The organism is Microcoleus sp. PH2017_34_RAT_O_A, assembly GCF_020737885.1.
In the GTDB taxonomy this organism is placed as follows: Bacteria; Cyanobacteriota; Cyanobacteriia; order Cyanobacteriales; family Microcoleaceae; genus Microcoleus.
The window spans coordinates 12,461-28,280 of the sequence record NZ_JAEQDD010000138.1 but is presented as its reverse complement, the minus strand read 5'-3'; the positions used below and the strand labels follow the sequence as shown (position 1 = coordinate 28,280).

General features: G+C 48.0%; 17 protein-coding genes. 8 read left to right on the top strand and 9 right to left on the bottom strand.

Annotated elements, in window-relative coordinates:
• Positions 1-59 precede the first annotated feature (59 nt).
• The 3 genes from JGK11_RS30455 to JGK11_RS30445 form a co-directional block, all read right to left on the bottom strand.
• Positions 60-335 (bottom strand): hypothetical protein, encoded by a 276-nt coding sequence (locus tag JGK11_RS30455; protein WP_293174912.1) that lies wholly within the window; start codon positions 333-335, stop codon positions 60-62.
• Between the two features lie 267 nt (positions 336-602).
• On the bottom strand, positions 603-770 hold the full coding sequence (locus JGK11_RS30450) for a transposase (protein WP_293174909.1): 168 nt from the start codon (positions 768-770) through the stop codon (positions 603-605).
• Positions 771-795: 25 nt separating this feature from the next.
• The gene (locus JGK11_RS30445; protein ID WP_293174906.1) at positions 796-1,689 is read right to left on the bottom strand and encodes an RNA-guided endonuclease TnpB family protein; all 894 of its coding nucleotides are present in this window, start codon (positions 1,687-1,689) and stop codon (positions 796-798) included.
• A 302-nt stretch (positions 1,690-1,991) separates the two neighbouring features.
• Between JGK11_RS30445 and trpD the strand changes: the two genes are divergently transcribed.
• Positions 1,992-3,107: an anthranilate phosphoribosyltransferase gene (trpD, locus tag JGK11_RS30440; RefSeq protein ID WP_293175013.1), complete on the top strand. Its 1,116-nt coding sequence runs from the start codon at positions 1,992-1,994 to the stop codon at positions 3,105-3,107.
• Between the two features lie 255 nt (positions 3,108-3,362).
• Here trpD and JGK11_RS30435 read toward each other — a convergent pair whose 3' ends face one another.
• Positions 3,363-4,115 carry a retropepsin-like aspartic protease gene (locus JGK11_RS30435; protein WP_293214175.1) on the bottom strand — a complete coding sequence of 251 codons (753 nt, stop codon included), beginning with the start codon at positions 4,113-4,115 and terminating at the stop codon, positions 3,363-3,365.
• A 137-nt stretch (positions 4,116-4,252) separates the two neighbouring features.
• Between JGK11_RS30435 and carA the strand changes: the two genes are divergently transcribed.
• The 3 genes from carA (at position 4,253) to JGK11_RS30420 (ending at position 6,695) form a co-directional block, all read left to right on the top strand.
• The gene (carA, locus tag JGK11_RS30430; protein ID WP_293174899.1) at positions 4,253-5,404 is read left to right on the top strand and encodes a glutamine-hydrolyzing carbamoyl-phosphate synthase small subunit; all 1,152 of its coding nucleotides are present in this window, start codon (positions 4,253-4,255) and stop codon (positions 5,402-5,404) included.
• Between the two features lie 266 nt (positions 5,405-5,670).
• Positions 5,671-6,027: an STAS domain-containing protein gene (locus JGK11_RS30425; RefSeq protein ID WP_293155451.1), complete on the top strand. Its 357-nt coding sequence runs from the start codon at positions 5,671-5,673 to the stop codon at positions 6,025-6,027.
• Between the two features lie 212 nt (positions 6,028-6,239).
• Positions 6,240-6,695 (top strand): ribonuclease III domain-containing protein, encoded by a 456-nt coding sequence (locus tag JGK11_RS30420; protein WP_293174896.1) that lies wholly within the window; start codon positions 6,240-6,242, stop codon positions 6,693-6,695.
• 385 nt (positions 6,696-7,080) lie between these two features.
• Here the strand turns inward: JGK11_RS30420 and JGK11_RS30415 are convergent, their stop codons facing one another.
• A complete protein-coding gene (locus JGK11_RS30415; RefSeq protein ID WP_293214173.1) occupies positions 7,081-7,488 on the bottom strand; it encodes a hypothetical protein in 408 nt (135 codons plus the stop codon).
• Positions 7,489-7,548: 60 nt separating this feature from the next.
• On the opposite strand from JGK11_RS30415, the gene rlmB reads away from it, so the two are divergent.
• Both rlmB and JGK11_RS30405 read left to right on the top strand, forming a co-directional pair.
• Entirely contained in the window at positions 7,549-8,325 is a 777-nt protein-coding gene (gene rlmB, locus JGK11_RS30410; RefSeq protein WP_366054146.1) for a 23S rRNA (guanosine(2251)-2'-O)-methyltransferase RlmB, read from the top strand.
• 494 nt (positions 8,326-8,819) lie between these two features.
• Positions 8,820-9,098 carry a DUF1816 domain-containing protein gene (locus JGK11_RS30405; RefSeq protein WP_293174890.1) on the top strand — a complete coding sequence of 93 codons (279 nt, stop codon included), beginning with the start codon at positions 8,820-8,822 and terminating at the stop codon, positions 9,096-9,098.
• Between the two features lie 189 nt (positions 9,099-9,287).
• Here JGK11_RS30405 and JGK11_RS30400 read toward each other — a convergent pair whose 3' ends face one another.
• From JGK11_RS30400 to JGK11_RS30385, 4 genes are all read right to left on the bottom strand, one after another.
• A complete protein-coding gene (locus JGK11_RS30400; RefSeq protein ID WP_293195741.1) occupies positions 9,288-10,124 on the bottom strand; it encodes an alpha/beta hydrolase in 837 nt (278 codons plus the stop codon).
• A 232-nt stretch (positions 10,125-10,356) separates the two neighbouring features.
• The gene (locus JGK11_RS30395) at positions 10,357-10,638 is read right to left on the bottom strand and encodes a hypothetical protein (RefSeq protein WP_293174884.1); all 282 of its coding nucleotides are present in this window, start codon (positions 10,636-10,638) and stop codon (positions 10,357-10,359) included.
• 25 nt (positions 10,639-10,663) lie between these two features.
• Positions 10,664-11,968 (bottom strand): serine hydrolase, encoded by a 1,305-nt coding sequence (locus JGK11_RS30390; RefSeq protein WP_293214170.1) that lies wholly within the window; start codon positions 11,966-11,968, stop codon positions 10,664-10,666.
• 418 nt (positions 11,969-12,386) lie between these two features.
• Positions 12,387-12,842 carry a helix-turn-helix domain-containing protein gene (locus JGK11_RS30385; RefSeq protein WP_293175010.1) on the bottom strand — a complete coding sequence of 152 codons (456 nt, stop codon included), beginning with the start codon at positions 12,840-12,842 and terminating at the stop codon, positions 12,387-12,389.
• A gap of 217 nt (positions 12,843-13,059) precedes the next feature.
• Here JGK11_RS30385 and gatA point away from each other — a divergent pair, with 217 nt between their 5' ends.
• Positions 13,060-14,520, top strand: a complete 1,461-nt coding sequence (gatA, locus tag JGK11_RS30380; protein ID WP_293214180.1) for an Asp-tRNA(Asn)/Glu-tRNA(Gln) amidotransferase subunit GatA — start codon at positions 13,060-13,062, stop codon at positions 14,518-14,520.
• A gap of 122 nt (positions 14,521-14,642) precedes the next feature.
• Positions 14,643-15,680 carry an alpha/beta fold hydrolase gene (locus JGK11_RS30375; RefSeq protein WP_293174879.1) on the top strand — a complete coding sequence of 346 codons (1,038 nt, stop codon included), beginning with the start codon at positions 14,643-14,645 and terminating at the stop codon, positions 15,678-15,680.
• The last annotated feature ends 140 nt before the right edge of the window (positions 15,681-15,820 follow it).

Sequence of the window (15,820 nt, the reverse complement as noted above, 5' to 3'; positions counted from 1 at the left end):
AGTAGAGTTACGAAAGTTTAACCAGTCGGGTTTATTTTATTTTGAGCTACAAATGACTGTCAAAATCGGATTTGCCAATCAATCTGCTGAAAGTTGCGATCGTTCGATCCAAACTCGTCTGTTAAAAGCTTCCTGAATAAATGAGGAATAATTGTACAGGCTGAAATTAGCTGTAAACTGTTTTTTCCTGTTTCGGCAGTGACTTTGACAACGATCGCTCCAAAGTACAGTACCAACTGCTGATTTTTTAGACGATCGCCCCATCGGCTGGCAAACTTGCTGCAAGCAATCCGCCACTCTAGCTGAATGCTGCCACCAATGGTGCCAGTTACCATTGATTTTTGCTGGCAGATTATATAGCTGACGGTCGATCGCTCTTTAGTAGATGAGGCCCCTATCTAAAATTGTCACAATCCGAGGGAGCATTGTTGTATCAAAAAATTCATATTGGGCTAGTTTCGTGGAATAAATTCTGTAGCCGTTACATAAATCCTACCCAAAGCGACCCAAAATTAGGCAATGTTGGATGCCTCGGGGCTTCGTTTACTTCCTGCTTCATCCTGGTAGTGTCGGCACTTGTCCAGTCCACAGGCTAACCCCGCCTAACTGACGGTTTTTGACAAATTGATTGCCGCATTTAAGTCGCGGTCAATCTTAAAACCACAATGGCTGCATTCAAACATTCGCTCACACAGAGAGAGTGTTTCTTTTTTGGTTCCACAATTAGAACAGGTTTTTGAGCTTGGGAACCAACGGTCAACTATTACCAACTTTGAACCGTACAACTTGCACGCTCTAGGTTAACTGGCGGCGGAACTCAAAGAAACCCATATCAGCAACTGATGCAGCCAGTTTATGATTAGCCATCATCCCGGATACATTCAAATCCTCTATAACTATTACACCGTGGTTTTTGGCAAGTAATGTCGTTAGTTTGTGTAATGTATCTTTACGGATGTTAGCTATCTTTCTATGCAATCTTGCTATCTCGTTCTGTGCTTTTTGACCATTACTCGAACCGATGACTTTATGGCGACTAAACCATTGCATCCTTGAGAGTTTTGCTGCGTATTTTTTGTAAGATTTAGCACCTATAACTACTTCACCTGTTGAGAGAGTAGCCAATGCTTTAATACCGAGGTCAACTCCTACAATATTTGTTTGGCATGATTCTTGTTGTTCTACATCAAACCTGAAACTGATAAACCACCTGTCGGCAATCCGGGATATCGTGCAAGATTTAGTCAATACTTGCGGTAACTTTTCATAAGTTTTAATGACGCCAATTACAGGAACTTGGATTTTGTTGCTCGCGCTGATTTTGACTGTTCCTTCTAATGTGAAAAAATCTCCCCTTCCTTTTTTCTTAAACTTCGGTACGCCAGCAGTCTTTTTAAAACACCGTTTCCATGCTTCTCGCAATGCTATTAATGCGATCTGCGGTGTAGATTTGCTGCACTCGTAATACCAAGCATTCTCTGATTTTACCATAGCTACTAACAGTTTGTGCAGGTCAATAGCTGTAGGAAATTTGAGTTTTTCGTTGGGGTTTGCTTGATTGTGGTCGAGAATGTTTTTGGTCAACCACAGTCCCCAATTCCAAGCGTGACGAGCTACCCCGCAATGTTTGGCTAGCAGTATTCGCTGTCGGGCATTAAGTTTTAATTCGGTTTTAAATCCGAGTAGCATGGCATTCCTTTATTTGGCTCGCGGCATATATTTCTTGCTTGCACTGTCTGATTGTGACCAATATCAGACACCGCAGCAAGTATGGAAAATCTAACAGAAGACAAAAGCTACCCACGATCGGGCGCATATGGGCAACTTTGTCTAACAATCTAGTTACAGTTTTTCGCCCTGCTGTCATTTTGGCAAAAATTTGGGTCAGGGCGCGCCAAATGTCGGCAGCAACTCTGGTAAAATCCCGATCGACACTCGGCCCAGGCCCGACATCAAACAGCCCACCCCAGCAAAAAATTCATTGTCGCTACATGACTGATTCTTCCGTACTTACAACACCAGATATATCCGCAGCTTCAACTTTGACAGCGGACTCTCCCCTGTGGCCAGCCCTGCTGCAACAACTGTTAGACAGACAATCTCTTTCGCACGTCCAAGCTGCCGACTTAATGCAGGGATGGCTGGCAGAAGCCATACCCCCCGTGCTTTCAGGAGCCATTTTAGCAGCCCTCCAAGCCAAAGGCATCTCGGCCTCAGAATTAGCAGGAATGGCTCAGGTATTGCAGTCTCAGTCCCTGACGGGCGAGTCCCAGAGCGTTGTCGATCGCCAATCTCCCATCTCGAATCTCAAATTAATTGATACTTGCGGCACAGGCGGCGATGGTGCGTCCACATTTAACATTTCCACTGCTGTAGCCTTTGTGGCTGCTGCGGGCAAAGTTCGAGTCGCCAAACACGGAAATCGATCGGCATCCAGCAAAGTCGGTTCGGCTGACGTGTTGGAAGCACTCGGAGTCAACCTGGGCGCCGATCCTGCCAAGGTAAAAGCTGCGGTAGACGCTACGGGCATCACCTTTTTATTTGCGCCTGGGTGGCATCCCGCACTTAAGGCTGTAGCATCGCTCCGACGCACTTTGAAGGTGCGGACTGTTTTTAACCTTTTAGGGCCGCTCGTCAATCCTATGCGCCCTACAGGGCAGGTAATCGGGGTGTTCGATCCCAGTCTGGTATCAACTATTGCCCAAGCTTTGGGCGAGTTGGGAACTGAGTTGGCGATAGTCGTTCACGGCCGAGAAAAGTTGGATGAGGCGGGTTTGGGTGATGTGACGGATTTGGCGGTTTTGTCGGGCGGCCAGGTTGAACTGACAAGTTTGCATCCGGAACAGGTAGGATTGACGCCAAGTGCGATCGGCTCGTTAAAAGGCGGAAATGTTGAGGAAAACGCCGAGATTTTGAGCAACGTGTTGCAAGGCAAAGGTACAGCAGCACAAATGGATGTTGTAGCTTTGAATGCGTCTTTGGCTTTTCAGGTGGGAGGTGTAATTCCGATCGGTTCCCACGCAGCAGGAGTTACTTTGGCCAAGGAGATTTTATCGAGTGGTGAATCTTGGTTGAAGTTGCAGCAGTTGGTGGAGTTTTTGCGGTGAAGGAATAAGTTCGGCAACGATCGATGTGCGGGATTTAACGGATTAATCAAGGTACAAGGTACGTAGTTGGGCTTTAGCCCTCTATACAGGTATGTTGAAAGAGGGCTGAAGCCCAACTACGTACTTATTTCCATGATGACAAGAAAAGCACCCTGCTTTTTAAGGGGGATGCGAGGGAAATCTGTGGGTAACAAAAAGTGTTAAGTGAACCGTATTGCGTTACATCTGTTACATAATCCGCTGCCGAACTTCTCTCTATGAGCGCGAGCGAAATTCAATCACATCTTGCTTAATAGTCACATCTTTATTACCAAAAAAATCGTGACCGAGCAGCCCAATTTCTAGTGCTGGGGAGATGGGTACAACTATATTATTAATCGCCAAACCGCCAGCTTCAATTGAAGTAAGACTGCCGAGAGAAAAAGTAGCCTCTCCGTTCGGAGTTTTTGCTTGCACGGTTCCTTTAGGAACTATCCCCAAAGCGGTAGCCATTGCTGGTGTAATGACGGTGCGGCTGGCTCCCGAATCCACCATCATCTCAAACTTTTGTTTGCCATTAAAGGTGACTTCTATGACTGGGATATTAGCTTCTCGGCGTTTAATTTTGACTAGAAACACTCCCGACTTGGTATCAGGCGAAGCAGGCGAAGCAGGCGAAGCAGGCGAAGCAGGCGAAGCAGGCGAAGCAGGCGAAGCAGCGGGAGTCGATTCTTGAGGGAGAAAACCGCATACCGATCGACTCAAGCTGACAGTTTGACCGCTGGAGTTCCGCATAAAGCATCCCTCGCTCTCTTGAGCTGTCGCTCGCGAAGAGTAGACGGCGGTGTCAAGTAAAATTGAGCTGCTCAGAGAAATAACTGCTGTTAAAGCCAGTAAAGGTTTCCGCAGGTTTTGAGGGTTCAGCAGAGGCTTGATTGAATTGGAGGATAAAGGTAAGGGAGATTGGCCGATCATAATTTGATTAAACGGTTTAGCTCGATCGTAACAACGACAACTGCCTTTTGGCATAGATAGCCCTGGACTCCGGCACCAACACATTCTGCCTCGGCTGGCACAAATTCCAATAATATCTGTATATTGCCGGCTAGCATCAAATCCCAGGCAGTGGTAAGAATTAAACCAAACGACTGTAATTTAAGGATGCCATGTCACTTTCAACTGCACAACCCGCTCTCCTAGTCCTAGCTGACGGTACTGCTTACCGCGGCTGGTCTTTTGGCGCTGACGCCACCGTCGTCGGCGAGGTCGTATTCAACACGGGAATGACGGGCTATCAAGAAGTTTTGACCGATCCGAGCTATTGCGGTCAAATTGTCACTTTTACTTATCCAGAATTGGGCAATACCGGGGTAAACCTCGAAGATGAAGAATCTTCGCGGCCGCAAATCCGAGGTGCGATCGCCCGTAACGTATGCAGCCGACCCAGCAACTGGCGCTGTTCAAAATCCCTGCAAGATTACCTAAAACAGTACGACATCCCAGGTATTTACGGCATCGATACCCGCGCCCTGACTCGCAAAATTCGCACCGTAGGAGCCATTAACGGCGGCATTTCGACCGTGATTCTCGACCAGGCGGAGCTTTTGGAGCAAGTCCAAGACGCCCCCAGCATGGCCGGGCTGAATCTGGTGAAGCAAGTAACTACCCGGGAGGTTTACGAGTGGTCTGAAGCCACAGATGCCGTATGGGAGTTCAGTCCGACAGTTAAGCCTGCTAATGGCAAAATGTGGACGGTGGTAGCCCTAGACTTTGGCGTCAAGCGCAACATCCTGCGCCGTTTGGCGAGTTACGGCTGTCGGGTAATTGTTGTACCCGCCGACACGTCAGCGGAAGCAATTCTCAAATACAACCCGGATGGCATTTTTCTGTCCAACGGGCCTGGAGATCCTTCGGCGGTAACGGAAGGGATCGCGACGGCGAAAGCTTTGTTGAAGTCGGACAAACCTGTGTTCGGCATTTGCATGGGACACCAGATTCTGGGCATTTCCTTGGGTGCGGAAACTTTTAAACTGAAGTTCGGGCACCGGGGATTGAATCATCCAGCAGGTTTAACTCAGCAGGTAGAAATTACTAGCCAAAATCACGGTTTTGCGATCGACCCTGATTCCCTAGTCCCGGAAGTAGAAATTACTCACCTCAACTTGAACGATCGCACTGTAGCCGGATTGAAGCACAAAACCTTACCCCTGTTCTCAGTCCAGTACCACCCAGAAGCCAGTCCGGGCCCCCACGACGCTGACTATTTGTTCGATCGATTCGTCCAGTCAATGCGAGACAATCAGAAAGTACCAGCTTAGTCATTGGTCAATAGTCAATAGTCATTAGTCATTAGGAAACATGACCGATTACCAATGACTGATGACCTGTTTGGCCAATGACCTGTTTGGCCAATGCCCAATGACCAATGCCCCATGCCCCATGCCCCATGCCCAATGCCCCATGCCCCATGCCCCATGCCCCATGACCCATAACTAAAAAACTGTAGACAAAATACCAAAAAACTCCTATAATGAAGCCTCGACTTTAAGCCATACCTAGCTAGGAGGGTGTCATTCCTGAGTCATTGACCCTGACCGTTAGCCTCAGAGGCACTCGCGAAGTCAAGAATAACCATCAGTTATTTCGCTTGACTGGCCTGCTGGACGCTTTTTCTGAGGCCACTTTTCGGAAGGTACTAAGCAAATGTATTGACGAGGGCCCAAAACACGTAATTTTGGACTTGTCTCAGATAGATTTTGTGGATAGTTCAGGCTTGGGCGCACTTGTGCAACTTGTCAAGAAAGCCCAAACCATGGAAGGGACATTGCAAATTGTCTCAAATCCCCGCGTAACTCAGACTGTTAAACTGGTTCGCTTAGAGAAATTTTTGTCTTTGCAGCCTTCGGTTGATGAGGCGGTAAAAAACGTCAAGGATGCTTGACGCTACAGTGGGTTTAATTCGCTATCCGGCGATCGATGCTGGATAGCAAATTCTTATGGTTGTGCCGCGAGTTTTCAGCTCGCTTGTCTGTAGAAGATCTCAGTTTCTCACAGAGCACACTCCTGTGAAAGCTATAATTATCTGAAGTGACAAAAGACGAAATAAGTAAGTGTAGAAAAGCCAAGCTGTGCCGAAGTTTTATTTAAAAAAGTATGTCGCCGATCGCCGATGACAACCCAAAGCTGAGTCTGACAGATCTCGGTTTAGATCGAATCCATCCTCCGAGGGCGACACCCGCAGAAATAGAAAGAATTTCGCCCGCAGCATGGGCATATTTGGGGGATGCAGTTTACGAACTCTACATTCGGAGTTCGTATTTAATGCCACCGAGAAGATTGCAAGCTTATCACGAATTGGTGGTGGGGCAAGTACGAGCAGAAACTCAAGCGCGTCACTTGCGATCGATCTCTCCTTACTTGAACAGTACAGAATTAGCAATTGTCAAGCGCGGCCGCAATGCCGTATCGGGCCGTTCTAAGCGAGCAGATCCAGAAATATACCAACAAGCCACCAGCTTAGAAACGTTGGTTGGATATTTGTACCTGACAGACCCCGAAAGATTGACCGAAATTTTGGGATTTTTAGAACTTGATACTGAAAGTATTTAGCCGAAATTTGGGAAGAGTGAGGAATTAATTGATAATTCTGGCACGGTTAGCCTAAAACAGCAAAAAGCTCGCGAAGACAAACAAGATTGATATGTCGATCGTTAGCAAGTTAAGCAGCAGTAAAATCCTTGCTCCCTCAATCTAACATCTAAAATCTCAAAGCCCTAAGATTGCTCCCTCAATCCTAAATCCCAAATCTAAAATCTAAAATCTAAAATCGTGTTGACCACAACAAACAAATGAGAAAATTTACTAGACCAAACTCCTCGCGATCGAATTCCGACAGCAAGCCCTGGAGCAGCGAAGGCCGCCGTCAGGACTCACAACCGTCCTCTGCCAGATTTGAACGCAAGCCCCGTCCCGACACTCGCCCAACAGACGCCCCTCAAAAGCGATCGACCTTTTCGCCCCAATCCCGAGAAATGCCCGTGCGAGCAATTTTCAAACGGAGAGTCGATTCCGACAGCCAACCGCCCACCGGCAGAAATAATTTCCCCGACAGAGACAGAGACGGAGACGGATACAGCAGCCCGCGGCCAGCCCGCAACAATTTCCGAGACAGAGACAGCAGCCCGCAGCCAGCCCGCAACAAAATTTCCGAGACAGAGACGGCAGCCCACAGCCAGCCCGCAACAATTTCCGAGACAGAGACGGCAGCCCACAGCCAGCCCGCAACAATTTCCGAGACAGAAACAGAGACAGCAGCCCGCAGGAATCCCGGGGCAATTATTACAAAGACAGAGACAAAAACAGAGACAGAGATAGTAGCCCGCCGGAATTCCGCGGCAACCATTTCCGAGACAGAGACAAAGACAGAGACACTCGCCCGGTAGACACGAACTCAAATACAGTCGTGCAGCCAGACGCAGACACAGATGACATGATTTACGGCCGCCATGCAGTGCAAGCAGCCTTAGAAAGCAACCAAGTCCTGAACCGAATTTGGGTTGTCCCGCACCTGCGCTACGATCCCCGCTTTCACAGCTTGCTAACCGAAGCCAAGGCCAACGGCAGCATTATCGACGAAGTTGACGATTTGCGCCTCGACTACATCACGCGCAAGGCAAACCACCAAGGCGTAGCCGCCCAAGTATCAGCTTACGAATACCTGGATTTGAGTGAACTGATCGCACAGGCTAAGGCTGCTTGTGCAGATCCCGTAATTGTGGTAGCCGAAGGACTCAACGACCCCCACAATCTAGGGGCGATTATTCGCACCGCAGAAGCATTGGGAGCTCAGGGGATGGTGATTCCGCAGCGACGGGCAGTTGGGATTACCTCGGCAGTGAGAAAAGTGTCAGCCGGCGCATTGGAAAGCCTGCCAGTGGCAAGGGTTGTGAATCTTAACCGGGCCTTGGAAGAATTGAAAGAGGCTGGATTCTGGATTTACGGCACAGCAGCAGGCGTGGGTGACTCATTAGAGACAATCAACTTCTCCGGGCCCACTGTTTTAGTTGTGGGCGGTGAAGCCGACGGTTTGAGCCTTTTGATACAGCGCGGATGTGATGGATTAGTTTCAATTCCTTTAAGGGGAAAGACTCCTAGCCTGAATGTCTCGGTAGCAACGGGAATGGCTTTATACGAAATTTACCGCCAGCGCGGGCCGAAAAAATTTCACGTCCACGGATAGTCAAATTGGTTGAAAAAAACAGCACAACAGAGTAATTTATGTAAGTAGCTAAAGCCTGGTTATCGGTGTCTCTAGCTACTGAGACCTCACTACCAAAATATCGAGTAGAATGTCACCTGAGAAAACACCTAATATGTACTCAAATTAGAGCCCAACTGCATAACAAACAGATAACTCTGAGGATAAAGCACTTTGGTTATTCCCAATAGGTAAGCAACTACGGTGATGCAAAAATATGCGAATGCCGCCAAAACATTGAGCGGTAGTACCCTCCGAACAAGTAATAATACATCGGCCGCCGTTACGGACAGGCGAAAGTAGAAGGAGCCTTCTCCTTACTGTCAAACAGGAAATCGACACCAATCTATTTAGATATTGACTTTAAATAGGTTTGGATTGTTTCTTTGTAGCATTAAAGCCGCGTAAATAACAAAAGCGCAGGCGTTGCCCGCAGCACCCTGAAAACACCGTTAAATACATTAGAAGAAAAGCAGATGAAAGAACTCTTGATTAGCTTGCTCAACTTTTTCGGATTGGCTTGGTGGGTTGAAGTGAAAACTTCAGCGCCGCGGTGTATTTACTATTTTGGCCCCTTCTTGACGGCTCAAGAGGCGGAATCTGCAAAAGCAGGATATATAGAAGACATAGAAAATGAAGGTGCAGAAGGTCTGAGTGTTTCCATTCAGCGCTGCAAACCTATTGCTTTGACGGTTGCAGATGATTTGGGAAAGTTTGGTGAGGGAGGGTTGTTGCCTGTTTTGAGCAGCCAGTAGCAGCAGGAATTTTGAGTTTTGAGTTTTGAGTTGTCAATTCAAATCCGGCAATATCGGAATTATACCCTGCAAGCTAATCCCGATCGCCATTTGGGACGATCGCACTGTTTAACTCGGATGCCAACGCCAACGATATAGCTTCAAAACTCTAGACGGTTGGATGATTGATTGCTTCTAAAAATTCAAAACTCAAGACTCGGAATTGCCAACTGCTTGGGGGTGACTCTCAATCCACCGATCGATATCTGTGACTACCCGATCGGGAATTTCCCAAGGAAATAAGTGGGCTGTATTGGGATAGCACTGCCACTGACTGTCCTGAAGGTGGCGGGCTGTTTCTAAACTGGATGCTGAGGTGATATGTCGATCGCCCTCTCCGGCCAACACCAAGCACGGACATTGAATCTCGCCGAGTTGTGGTAAGCGATCGTATCCGGCTCTGAGAGCGGTATTTAACGCCTTTGTCGCCTTGTGGGAAGTCTGGAGGTAGGCGGGAGTACCTGCTGCGGCTAAGTAGCGGTAAGGGGTCGCTGTATGCTGCTGGATTAAGTAGCGAAAGAGCGATCGCCTGCCAAAAGTATCAATATTCCACTGCCAACCGGGTACCACCCAGTTAATAATTCCGGCTAAACCGGTGTAAAGATTATCTTGCCAAGAAATGGGCGGGTGACTTCCGCGCGGTTTGGCGGCGGATGCGAGGAGAATCAAACCGGTGACTCGCTGGGGATATTTCATGGCTAATTCCAAGGCTAAAATGCCTCCCAAAGACCAGCCGATGACTAAAGTGCGATCGACTCCCAATCGGTCTAGAAGTGCCTCTAAATCAAGCAAGTGGTCGGTCATTTCAAAGGAATTTGAGGTGCGACTGTTGCCATATCCGCGCAAGTCTGGGGCGATCGTCCGAAACCGCTGTGATAGGTGTTCTGTGAAGACAGACATACAATCGCCGGAACCTGGATGGCCGTGCAAGCAGAGAATCGGAAATCCTTTTCCTTTGACAGAAACGTTGAGTTTTGTGTGGGACATTTTCTGATTTGGGCGATTATATAAATCTACGTTATTAAGGTACGTAGTTGCGCTTCAGCGCTCTTGTCTATATGAAAGAGCGCCCAAGCGCAACAACGTACCTAATTATGTTAATCGCACTTTAAACCTGCCGCAGCCGCTGTCGGATACTTGACGGGAACAAAAGCAAGGCCTAACTGCTTTCCGACAAAGAGTTCTTCATTGAGCGGAGTTCCTTCGATGTATTCTTGAATTAAGTAAAAATTTCCATTTTCTGGAAAGCGATGAACCTAGGAGTGCACTCGCACTTATAGAGTTCCTCCAGGGCTTTAGCTTCTTTTTCAAATAGTGCTTTTGCTCCTTGCAAAACTTGCGAATCTTTAGATTGAGGAGGCAAAATTTCCTTGACTACACAAGGAGAATTTTCTAGTTGCTTTAAATCCTTAGCTGTATAGGTAATCGCAAACCCTCCCCGCCCCAATTTTTCGATAATTTCGTAGCGATCGCACAGAATATCTCCTGGATTCAGGCACATAAATTTTTAACAAGTTTTCACATTTTTAAAAGCTGGGATTATTACTAATATAATCGGCAATTTTAGCAATAGACTTGCGGATTTGTAGATCGCCACTGGTGCGGCTGTCTATCACAGTCATCACATAGGCTTCGCCGTCAATGTTCATCGCTAAAGTTGTGCCTAGCACCAGGGAATTCTCCCCGGTTTTTTCGCCCAACCACTGAGCTTTACTTCCTTTCAAGGCGGCAAATCCCAAAGCGCGATCGTACTGCTGGTTGAGAGTTTCTACTAACAGTTTAGCGCCCGGTGTTTCGCCGTTGTAAATTTGCACCATCATTTCGGTGAGTTCGTTAGCAGTGACGCGGTTTGGCCCGGAACCGGGGTTGGTGGGCATAGTTTTTTCCCCCATTAATTTGAAGTTCACGCGGGTGACTTGGTAGCCGCGATTTTCTAAGAATTGATTGATGTAATCGGAACCCAAATAATCGATCAGTTGATTGGTGGCGATGTTGCTGCTGCGATCGATCATTTCTTCTAACAGTAGTTGTACCGGGTAATTGCGCCTAGACAAAATCTTCGTCGATGAGTCTTCGGTGAAATTGCCCGGATCGACGAATACTTCATGGTTCAGACTGATTTTTTCTTTGTCGAGTTTTTGCATCAGGGCGACAGCTATCGGCACTTTAATTAAGCTGGCCGGGCTGATAGGAGGCACATCGCCCCGGAGGTTGACGCACTCTCTAGAAAGGTGGCAAATCCCGATCGACGCTTCATTCGACAAACCGCTTGAACGGGCAACCTCTGCCAAAAAATCGGATTTTGCTTGCTGGACTTGAGAGGTTGCTACGGTTAAATTTTCCCGGTATTCTTGAGCTTTGGAGGCTGTGAGGGGAGCTAAAAATGAATTTTGGGGAACTTCTTGTAAGTTGTTTAGGGCCTGGTGCCACAAAAATTGAGTTTGCTGCGAAGATTCGATCGACTGATTTGACTTCCCTCCCGTTTCTACGGCTCGGTTGGCTAAACGGACTGCTTGCTGTAAGTTGTCGTTAGATCTCTGTTCTACTAATATTTGAACTTCCACCTCTTGCAACTGCTGTACCAATTTTTCTTGAGAATTGCCGGCGAAGGGAACTAAGCCAGAGAGCAGGGTTGGTTCTGGGGAGGGTGAGGCGGGTTGTTCTAGTTGGGTGACGAGCCGATCGCGAATTTTGTAGAGTTCGTCTAGGGAACGCGGATTAGATGATTGAGCAAGTGAACTGGCGATGGTTAACACCTGAACCAGTCCGATGCTGGCTGCTACTGCCGCCATCTTGTTTGCGATCGACAAAAAACGGCTGAACCCTGGCATACTCGACATCCTCAACACAACCAAATTCAATCTAATCAGCTATTATTGCACGATTCAAACGATTTTAGATTTTAGATTTTAGCCGCAGCCGTAGGGTGCGGATACATCGACAATCCTCCACAAAGAGCGACAATCGATCGAGCGACGCACCTTTTCTTGTCAGGAACTCCAGGCAACAACCCTCCGTTTCACTCCGCCCAACATTTTTGTGGTAGCAAGCTTGTTGATAAATACTATCAGGTGCGTCGCCACAAAATTGTCGATTTAATTTAGGGATTTTTCATGGATCCACACCCTACGAATACTGACAACTGACAACTGACAACTGCCAACTGCCAACTGACAACTAACAACTGCCAAAATAAAGGGAGCGATCGCACCCAATGGCGATCGACCCCTCTAAAATATTGCGAACTATCTACTTTCTGCGGCGGCGCCGCCAATCAACACCCAACCGCTTGAGGTAATCCCAGCCGCGTTGGGGCCAAACATGAGCGCTACCAGTCTTTTCGGCAATCCAGCGAGCTACTTTGGGGCCTGTCCAGTCTCCGCCGTCGGGGGCGGGGCCTTGCAGGGCTTGTCGCAGTTCTTCTTGCTGTTCGGGGCTCAGCAAGGATTTGGCAGGAGGGGGCTGGCGGTCTCCGCTGCGGTTTCTCACAGAGTTAGGCCCTTCTCGGTTGTAGCGCTGGACAATTTCTTTGGCGTAGTCGTAGTTAATCCCTACGACTTGGGCTGCTTGTTTGATAGTCCAATTTCGGGAAACTAAGAGTAGCAAGTGCCAGCGGCGCGACTCTGTGGTGTTTTGTGCCTGCCGGTAGCGAATTTTGAGTTCCTCTGCCGTCAGGTGAGATTCTAAGTGAGCTTTAGGTGGCATTCCTCCAACGGGGCATCGGGAACTTCTTACCATATATCTTTGGTTTTGGGGAGAATTCCGGATGAAATTGTCTTCTTGGGGATCGTCGCGGCAAATACGTAGCTTTTTTTACCGCAGATGCAAGCATAGAGACGCAGTTGAAGAAGGGCTGTAAGTGCGTGCAATTGCCAGCTATATTGGCTAAGTGGCTGAAAGTAGAAATGATAAAGGTACGAGCATGGCATCCATCCGCGAGTTGCACCGACAACTGGTCAATAAAGAACGCTCTGCTGTGGAAATTACTCAAGAAGCATTAGACCGAATTACCCAGCTAGAGCCGAAATTGAAAAGCTTTCTGTGCGTGACAGCAGACAGCGCATTGGCGCAGGCCCACAAAGTGGATGCCCAAATCGCAGCAGGCGAGGAAATTGGGCTGTTGGCCGGAATTCCGATCGCCGTTAAAGACAATATGTGCACCGAGGGCATTCCCACAACCTGTGGATCTCGGATTTTGGAGAATTTTGTGCCTCCCTACGATGCAACCGTCGTCTCCAAACTCAAAGCAGCCGGTGCCGTGATTCTGGGAAAGGCGAATATGGACGAGTTTGCCATGGGGAGCTCGACGGAAACTTCTGCCTATCAAGTTACCGCGAATCCTTGGGACTTGGAGCGCGTGCCCGGAGGTTCTTCTGGCGGTTCTGCCGCAGCGGTGGCCGGCGGAGAATGCGTCGTGAGCTTGGGTTCGGATACTGGGGGTTCGATCCGCCAACCTGCTGCTTTTTGCGGTTTGGTGGGGCTGAAACCGACTTACGGGTTGGTTTCTCGCTACGGTTTGGTGGCCTACGCTTCTTCTCTCGATCAAATCGGGCCCTTTGGCCGAAGTGTTGAGGATGCGGCGATTTTGTTGGGGGCCGTCGCTGGTTATGACAGTAGAGATTCCACGAGTCTCAATGTCCCAATTCCTGACTACGCCCAAGCTTTGAGACCCAGTTTGCGACCGAAGGGTCAGATTAGAATTGGTGTAATTAAAGAAACTTTTGGGGTAGGGTTGGACTCGTCGGTGAAAGAAGCCGTTACTAAGGCGATCGAGCAATTTCAACAATTGGGCGCAGAAATTCAAGTCGTTTCTTGTCCCCGGTTCCGCTACGGTTTGCCCACTTACTACATTATTGCTCCCTCGGAAGCTTCGGCGAATTTGGCGAGATATGATGGAGTAAAGTATGGTTTCCGATCGCCCGATCCCGAAAATCTTTTGGATATGTATGCCAAAACTCGCGCTCAAGGGTTCGGTGCAGAAGTTAAACGCCGGATTGCGATCGGCACTTACGTGTTGTCCGCTGGATATTACGACGCCTATTATCTCAAAGCTCAAAAAGTTCGGACTTTGATTAAAGAAGACTTTGAAAAAGCTTTTTCTCAAGTTGATGTTTTGGTCTGTCCCACTGCTCCGACTACGGCTTTTAAGGCAGGCGAAAAATTCAACGACCCCCTGAGTATGTATTTGTCAGATTTGATGACTATTCCGGTGAATCTTGCTGGTTTGCCAGCTTTGAGTTTGCCCTGCGGATTTGATGATAAAGGACTGCCGGTGGGTATACAACTGATTGGTAATGTTTTGCAAGAATCTCGGCTGTTTCAAGTGGCTCATGCTTACGAACAATCCACTAATTGGCACTTGCGTCACCCGGAATTGAATTAATTTTTGAAATTCGGCGGAACGCTGCTGCGGAAGTTAGTAATCGATCTAAAGCTAATCATATGAATTAATCATTTGTCATTAGTTTTTGACCGATTTCTAATCTCCCGCGTGTCTTATTTTCTATGAACAAGTTACTGGTATTTGTTTTGTCTAAATCCCTCATAACTTTTGGGATAGTTTTGGCGATCGCTTATTCTGCTGCTTGTGTATTGCTATTTGTAGCGCAAGGTAAGTTTATCTTTTTTCCGGCGCGGGCGATCGAAACTACGCCAGATGATTTTAAGTTGAAATATCAAGATGTTTGGCTGCAAATTCCAGCTAAAACAGCGGCGCTGGAAATGGAAAGCGTACATGGGTGGTGGATTCCTGCCTCGGAAAACCCCCGCAAATTTCGGGGGGAAGTAAGAGAGGTGGTTCCACTTCAACCATCCCAAACCCCCCCCAGCCCCCCCTTGTTAAGGGGGGGAGCAAGAGAGGCTGTTCCTGTCCCCCCCCTTAACAAGGGGGGGTTAGGGGGGGTTCCGGTTCCCCCACTTCACAAGGGGAACTTAGGGCGGGTAGTTTTGTACCTGCACGGTAATGGTTCAAATGTGGGAGCAAATGTCGAACACGCTAATCGATTTCATGGCTTAGGTTTGTCAGTATTTCTGATCGATTATCGCGGTTATGGAAAAAGTCAGGGCGATTTTCCGAGCGAATCTCGGGTTTATGAGGATGTTGAACAGGCCTGGGATTATTTGGTGAAACAGCGGGGGATTAACCCAAATCAAATTTATATTTACGGTCATTCTTTGGGAGGGGCAATTGCGATCGATCTAGCAGTGCGGCACCCGGAGGCTGCGGGGTTAATTGTGGAGGGTTCTTTTACTTCGGTAAGGGCAATGGTAGACTTCCAAAAACCGCTATTTAGGGCGTTTCCGATAGATTTGTTGCTGGCGCAGCGGTTTGATTCTCTGTCAAAAGTCGATCGCCTGCAAATGCCGGTACTATTTATTCACGGGACTGCTGACACTGTAGTTCCAGCCGAAATGAGCAAAAAAATGTTTGATGCAGCACCCGAGCCCAAACAGCTTTACATGGTTCCCAATGGAGGACACAATAATGCGGCACAAATCGGCGGTGCAGAATATCTGCGGGTAGTGAGCAAATTTTTATTGTAGGGTGCGTCAGCTCATAGTGCGATCGTAAAAAAAGATAAAAAAGGGTACGTAGTTGCGCTTGGGCGCTCTTATCTTATATATATGAAAGAGCGCTGAAGCGCAACTACGTACCTAAAGATCGACACCTATAAACGGCTTAC

Excerpts from the sequence above, each read along its gene's own strand:
- JGK11_RS30455 (WP_293174912.1), bottom strand. The coding sequence starts at position 335 with ATGGTAACTGGCACCATTGGTGGCAGCATTCAGCTAGAGTGGCGGATT.
- JGK11_RS30390 (WP_293214170.1), bottom strand. The coding sequence starts at position 11,968 with ATGCCAGGGTTCAGCCGTTTTTTGTCGATCGCAAACAAGATGGCGGCA.
- JGK11_RS30420 (WP_293174896.1), top strand. The coding sequence starts at position 6,240 with ATGTCGCCGATCGCCGATGACAACCCAAAGCTGAGTCTGACAGATCTC.
- JGK11_RS30400 (WP_293195741.1), bottom strand. The coding sequence starts at position 10,124 with ATGTCCCACACAAAACTCAACGTTTCTGTCAAAGGAAAAGGATTTCCG.
- JGK11_RS30435 (WP_293214175.1), bottom strand. The coding sequence starts at position 4,115 with ATGCCAAAAGGCAGTTGTCGTTGTTACGATCGAGCTAAACCGTTTAAT.
- JGK11_RS30405 (WP_293174890.1), top strand. The coding sequence starts at position 8,820 with ATGAAAGAACTCTTGATTAGCTTGCTCAACTTTTTCGGATTGGCTTGG.
- JGK11_RS30395 (WP_293174884.1), bottom strand. The coding sequence starts at position 10,638 with ATGTGCCTGAATCCAGGAGATATTCTGTGCGATCGCTACGAAATTATC.
- gatA (WP_293214180.1), top strand. The coding sequence starts at position 13,060 with ATGGCATCCATCCGCGAGTTGCACCGACAACTGGTCAATAAAGAACGC.
- JGK11_RS30375 (WP_293174879.1), top strand. The coding sequence starts at position 14,643 with ATGAACAAGTTACTGGTATTTGTTTTGTCTAAATCCCTCATAACTTTT.
- carA (WP_293174899.1), top strand. The coding sequence starts at position 4,253 with ATGTCACTTTCAACTGCACAACCCGCTCTCCTAGTCCTAGCTGACGGT.
- JGK11_RS30415 (WP_293214173.1), bottom strand. The coding sequence starts at position 7,488 with ATGGTTGCCGCGGAATTCCGGCGGGCTACTATCTCTGTCTCTGTTTTT.
- trpD (WP_293175013.1), top strand. The coding sequence starts at position 1,992 with ATGACTGATTCTTCCGTACTTACAACACCAGATATATCCGCAGCTTCA.
- JGK11_RS30385 (WP_293175010.1), bottom strand. The coding sequence starts at position 12,842 with ATGCCACCTAAAGCTCACTTAGAATCTCACCTGACGGCAGAGGAACTC.
- JGK11_RS30445 (WP_293174906.1), bottom strand. The coding sequence starts at position 1,689 with ATGCTACTCGGATTTAAAACCGAATTAAAACTTAATGCCCGACAGCGA.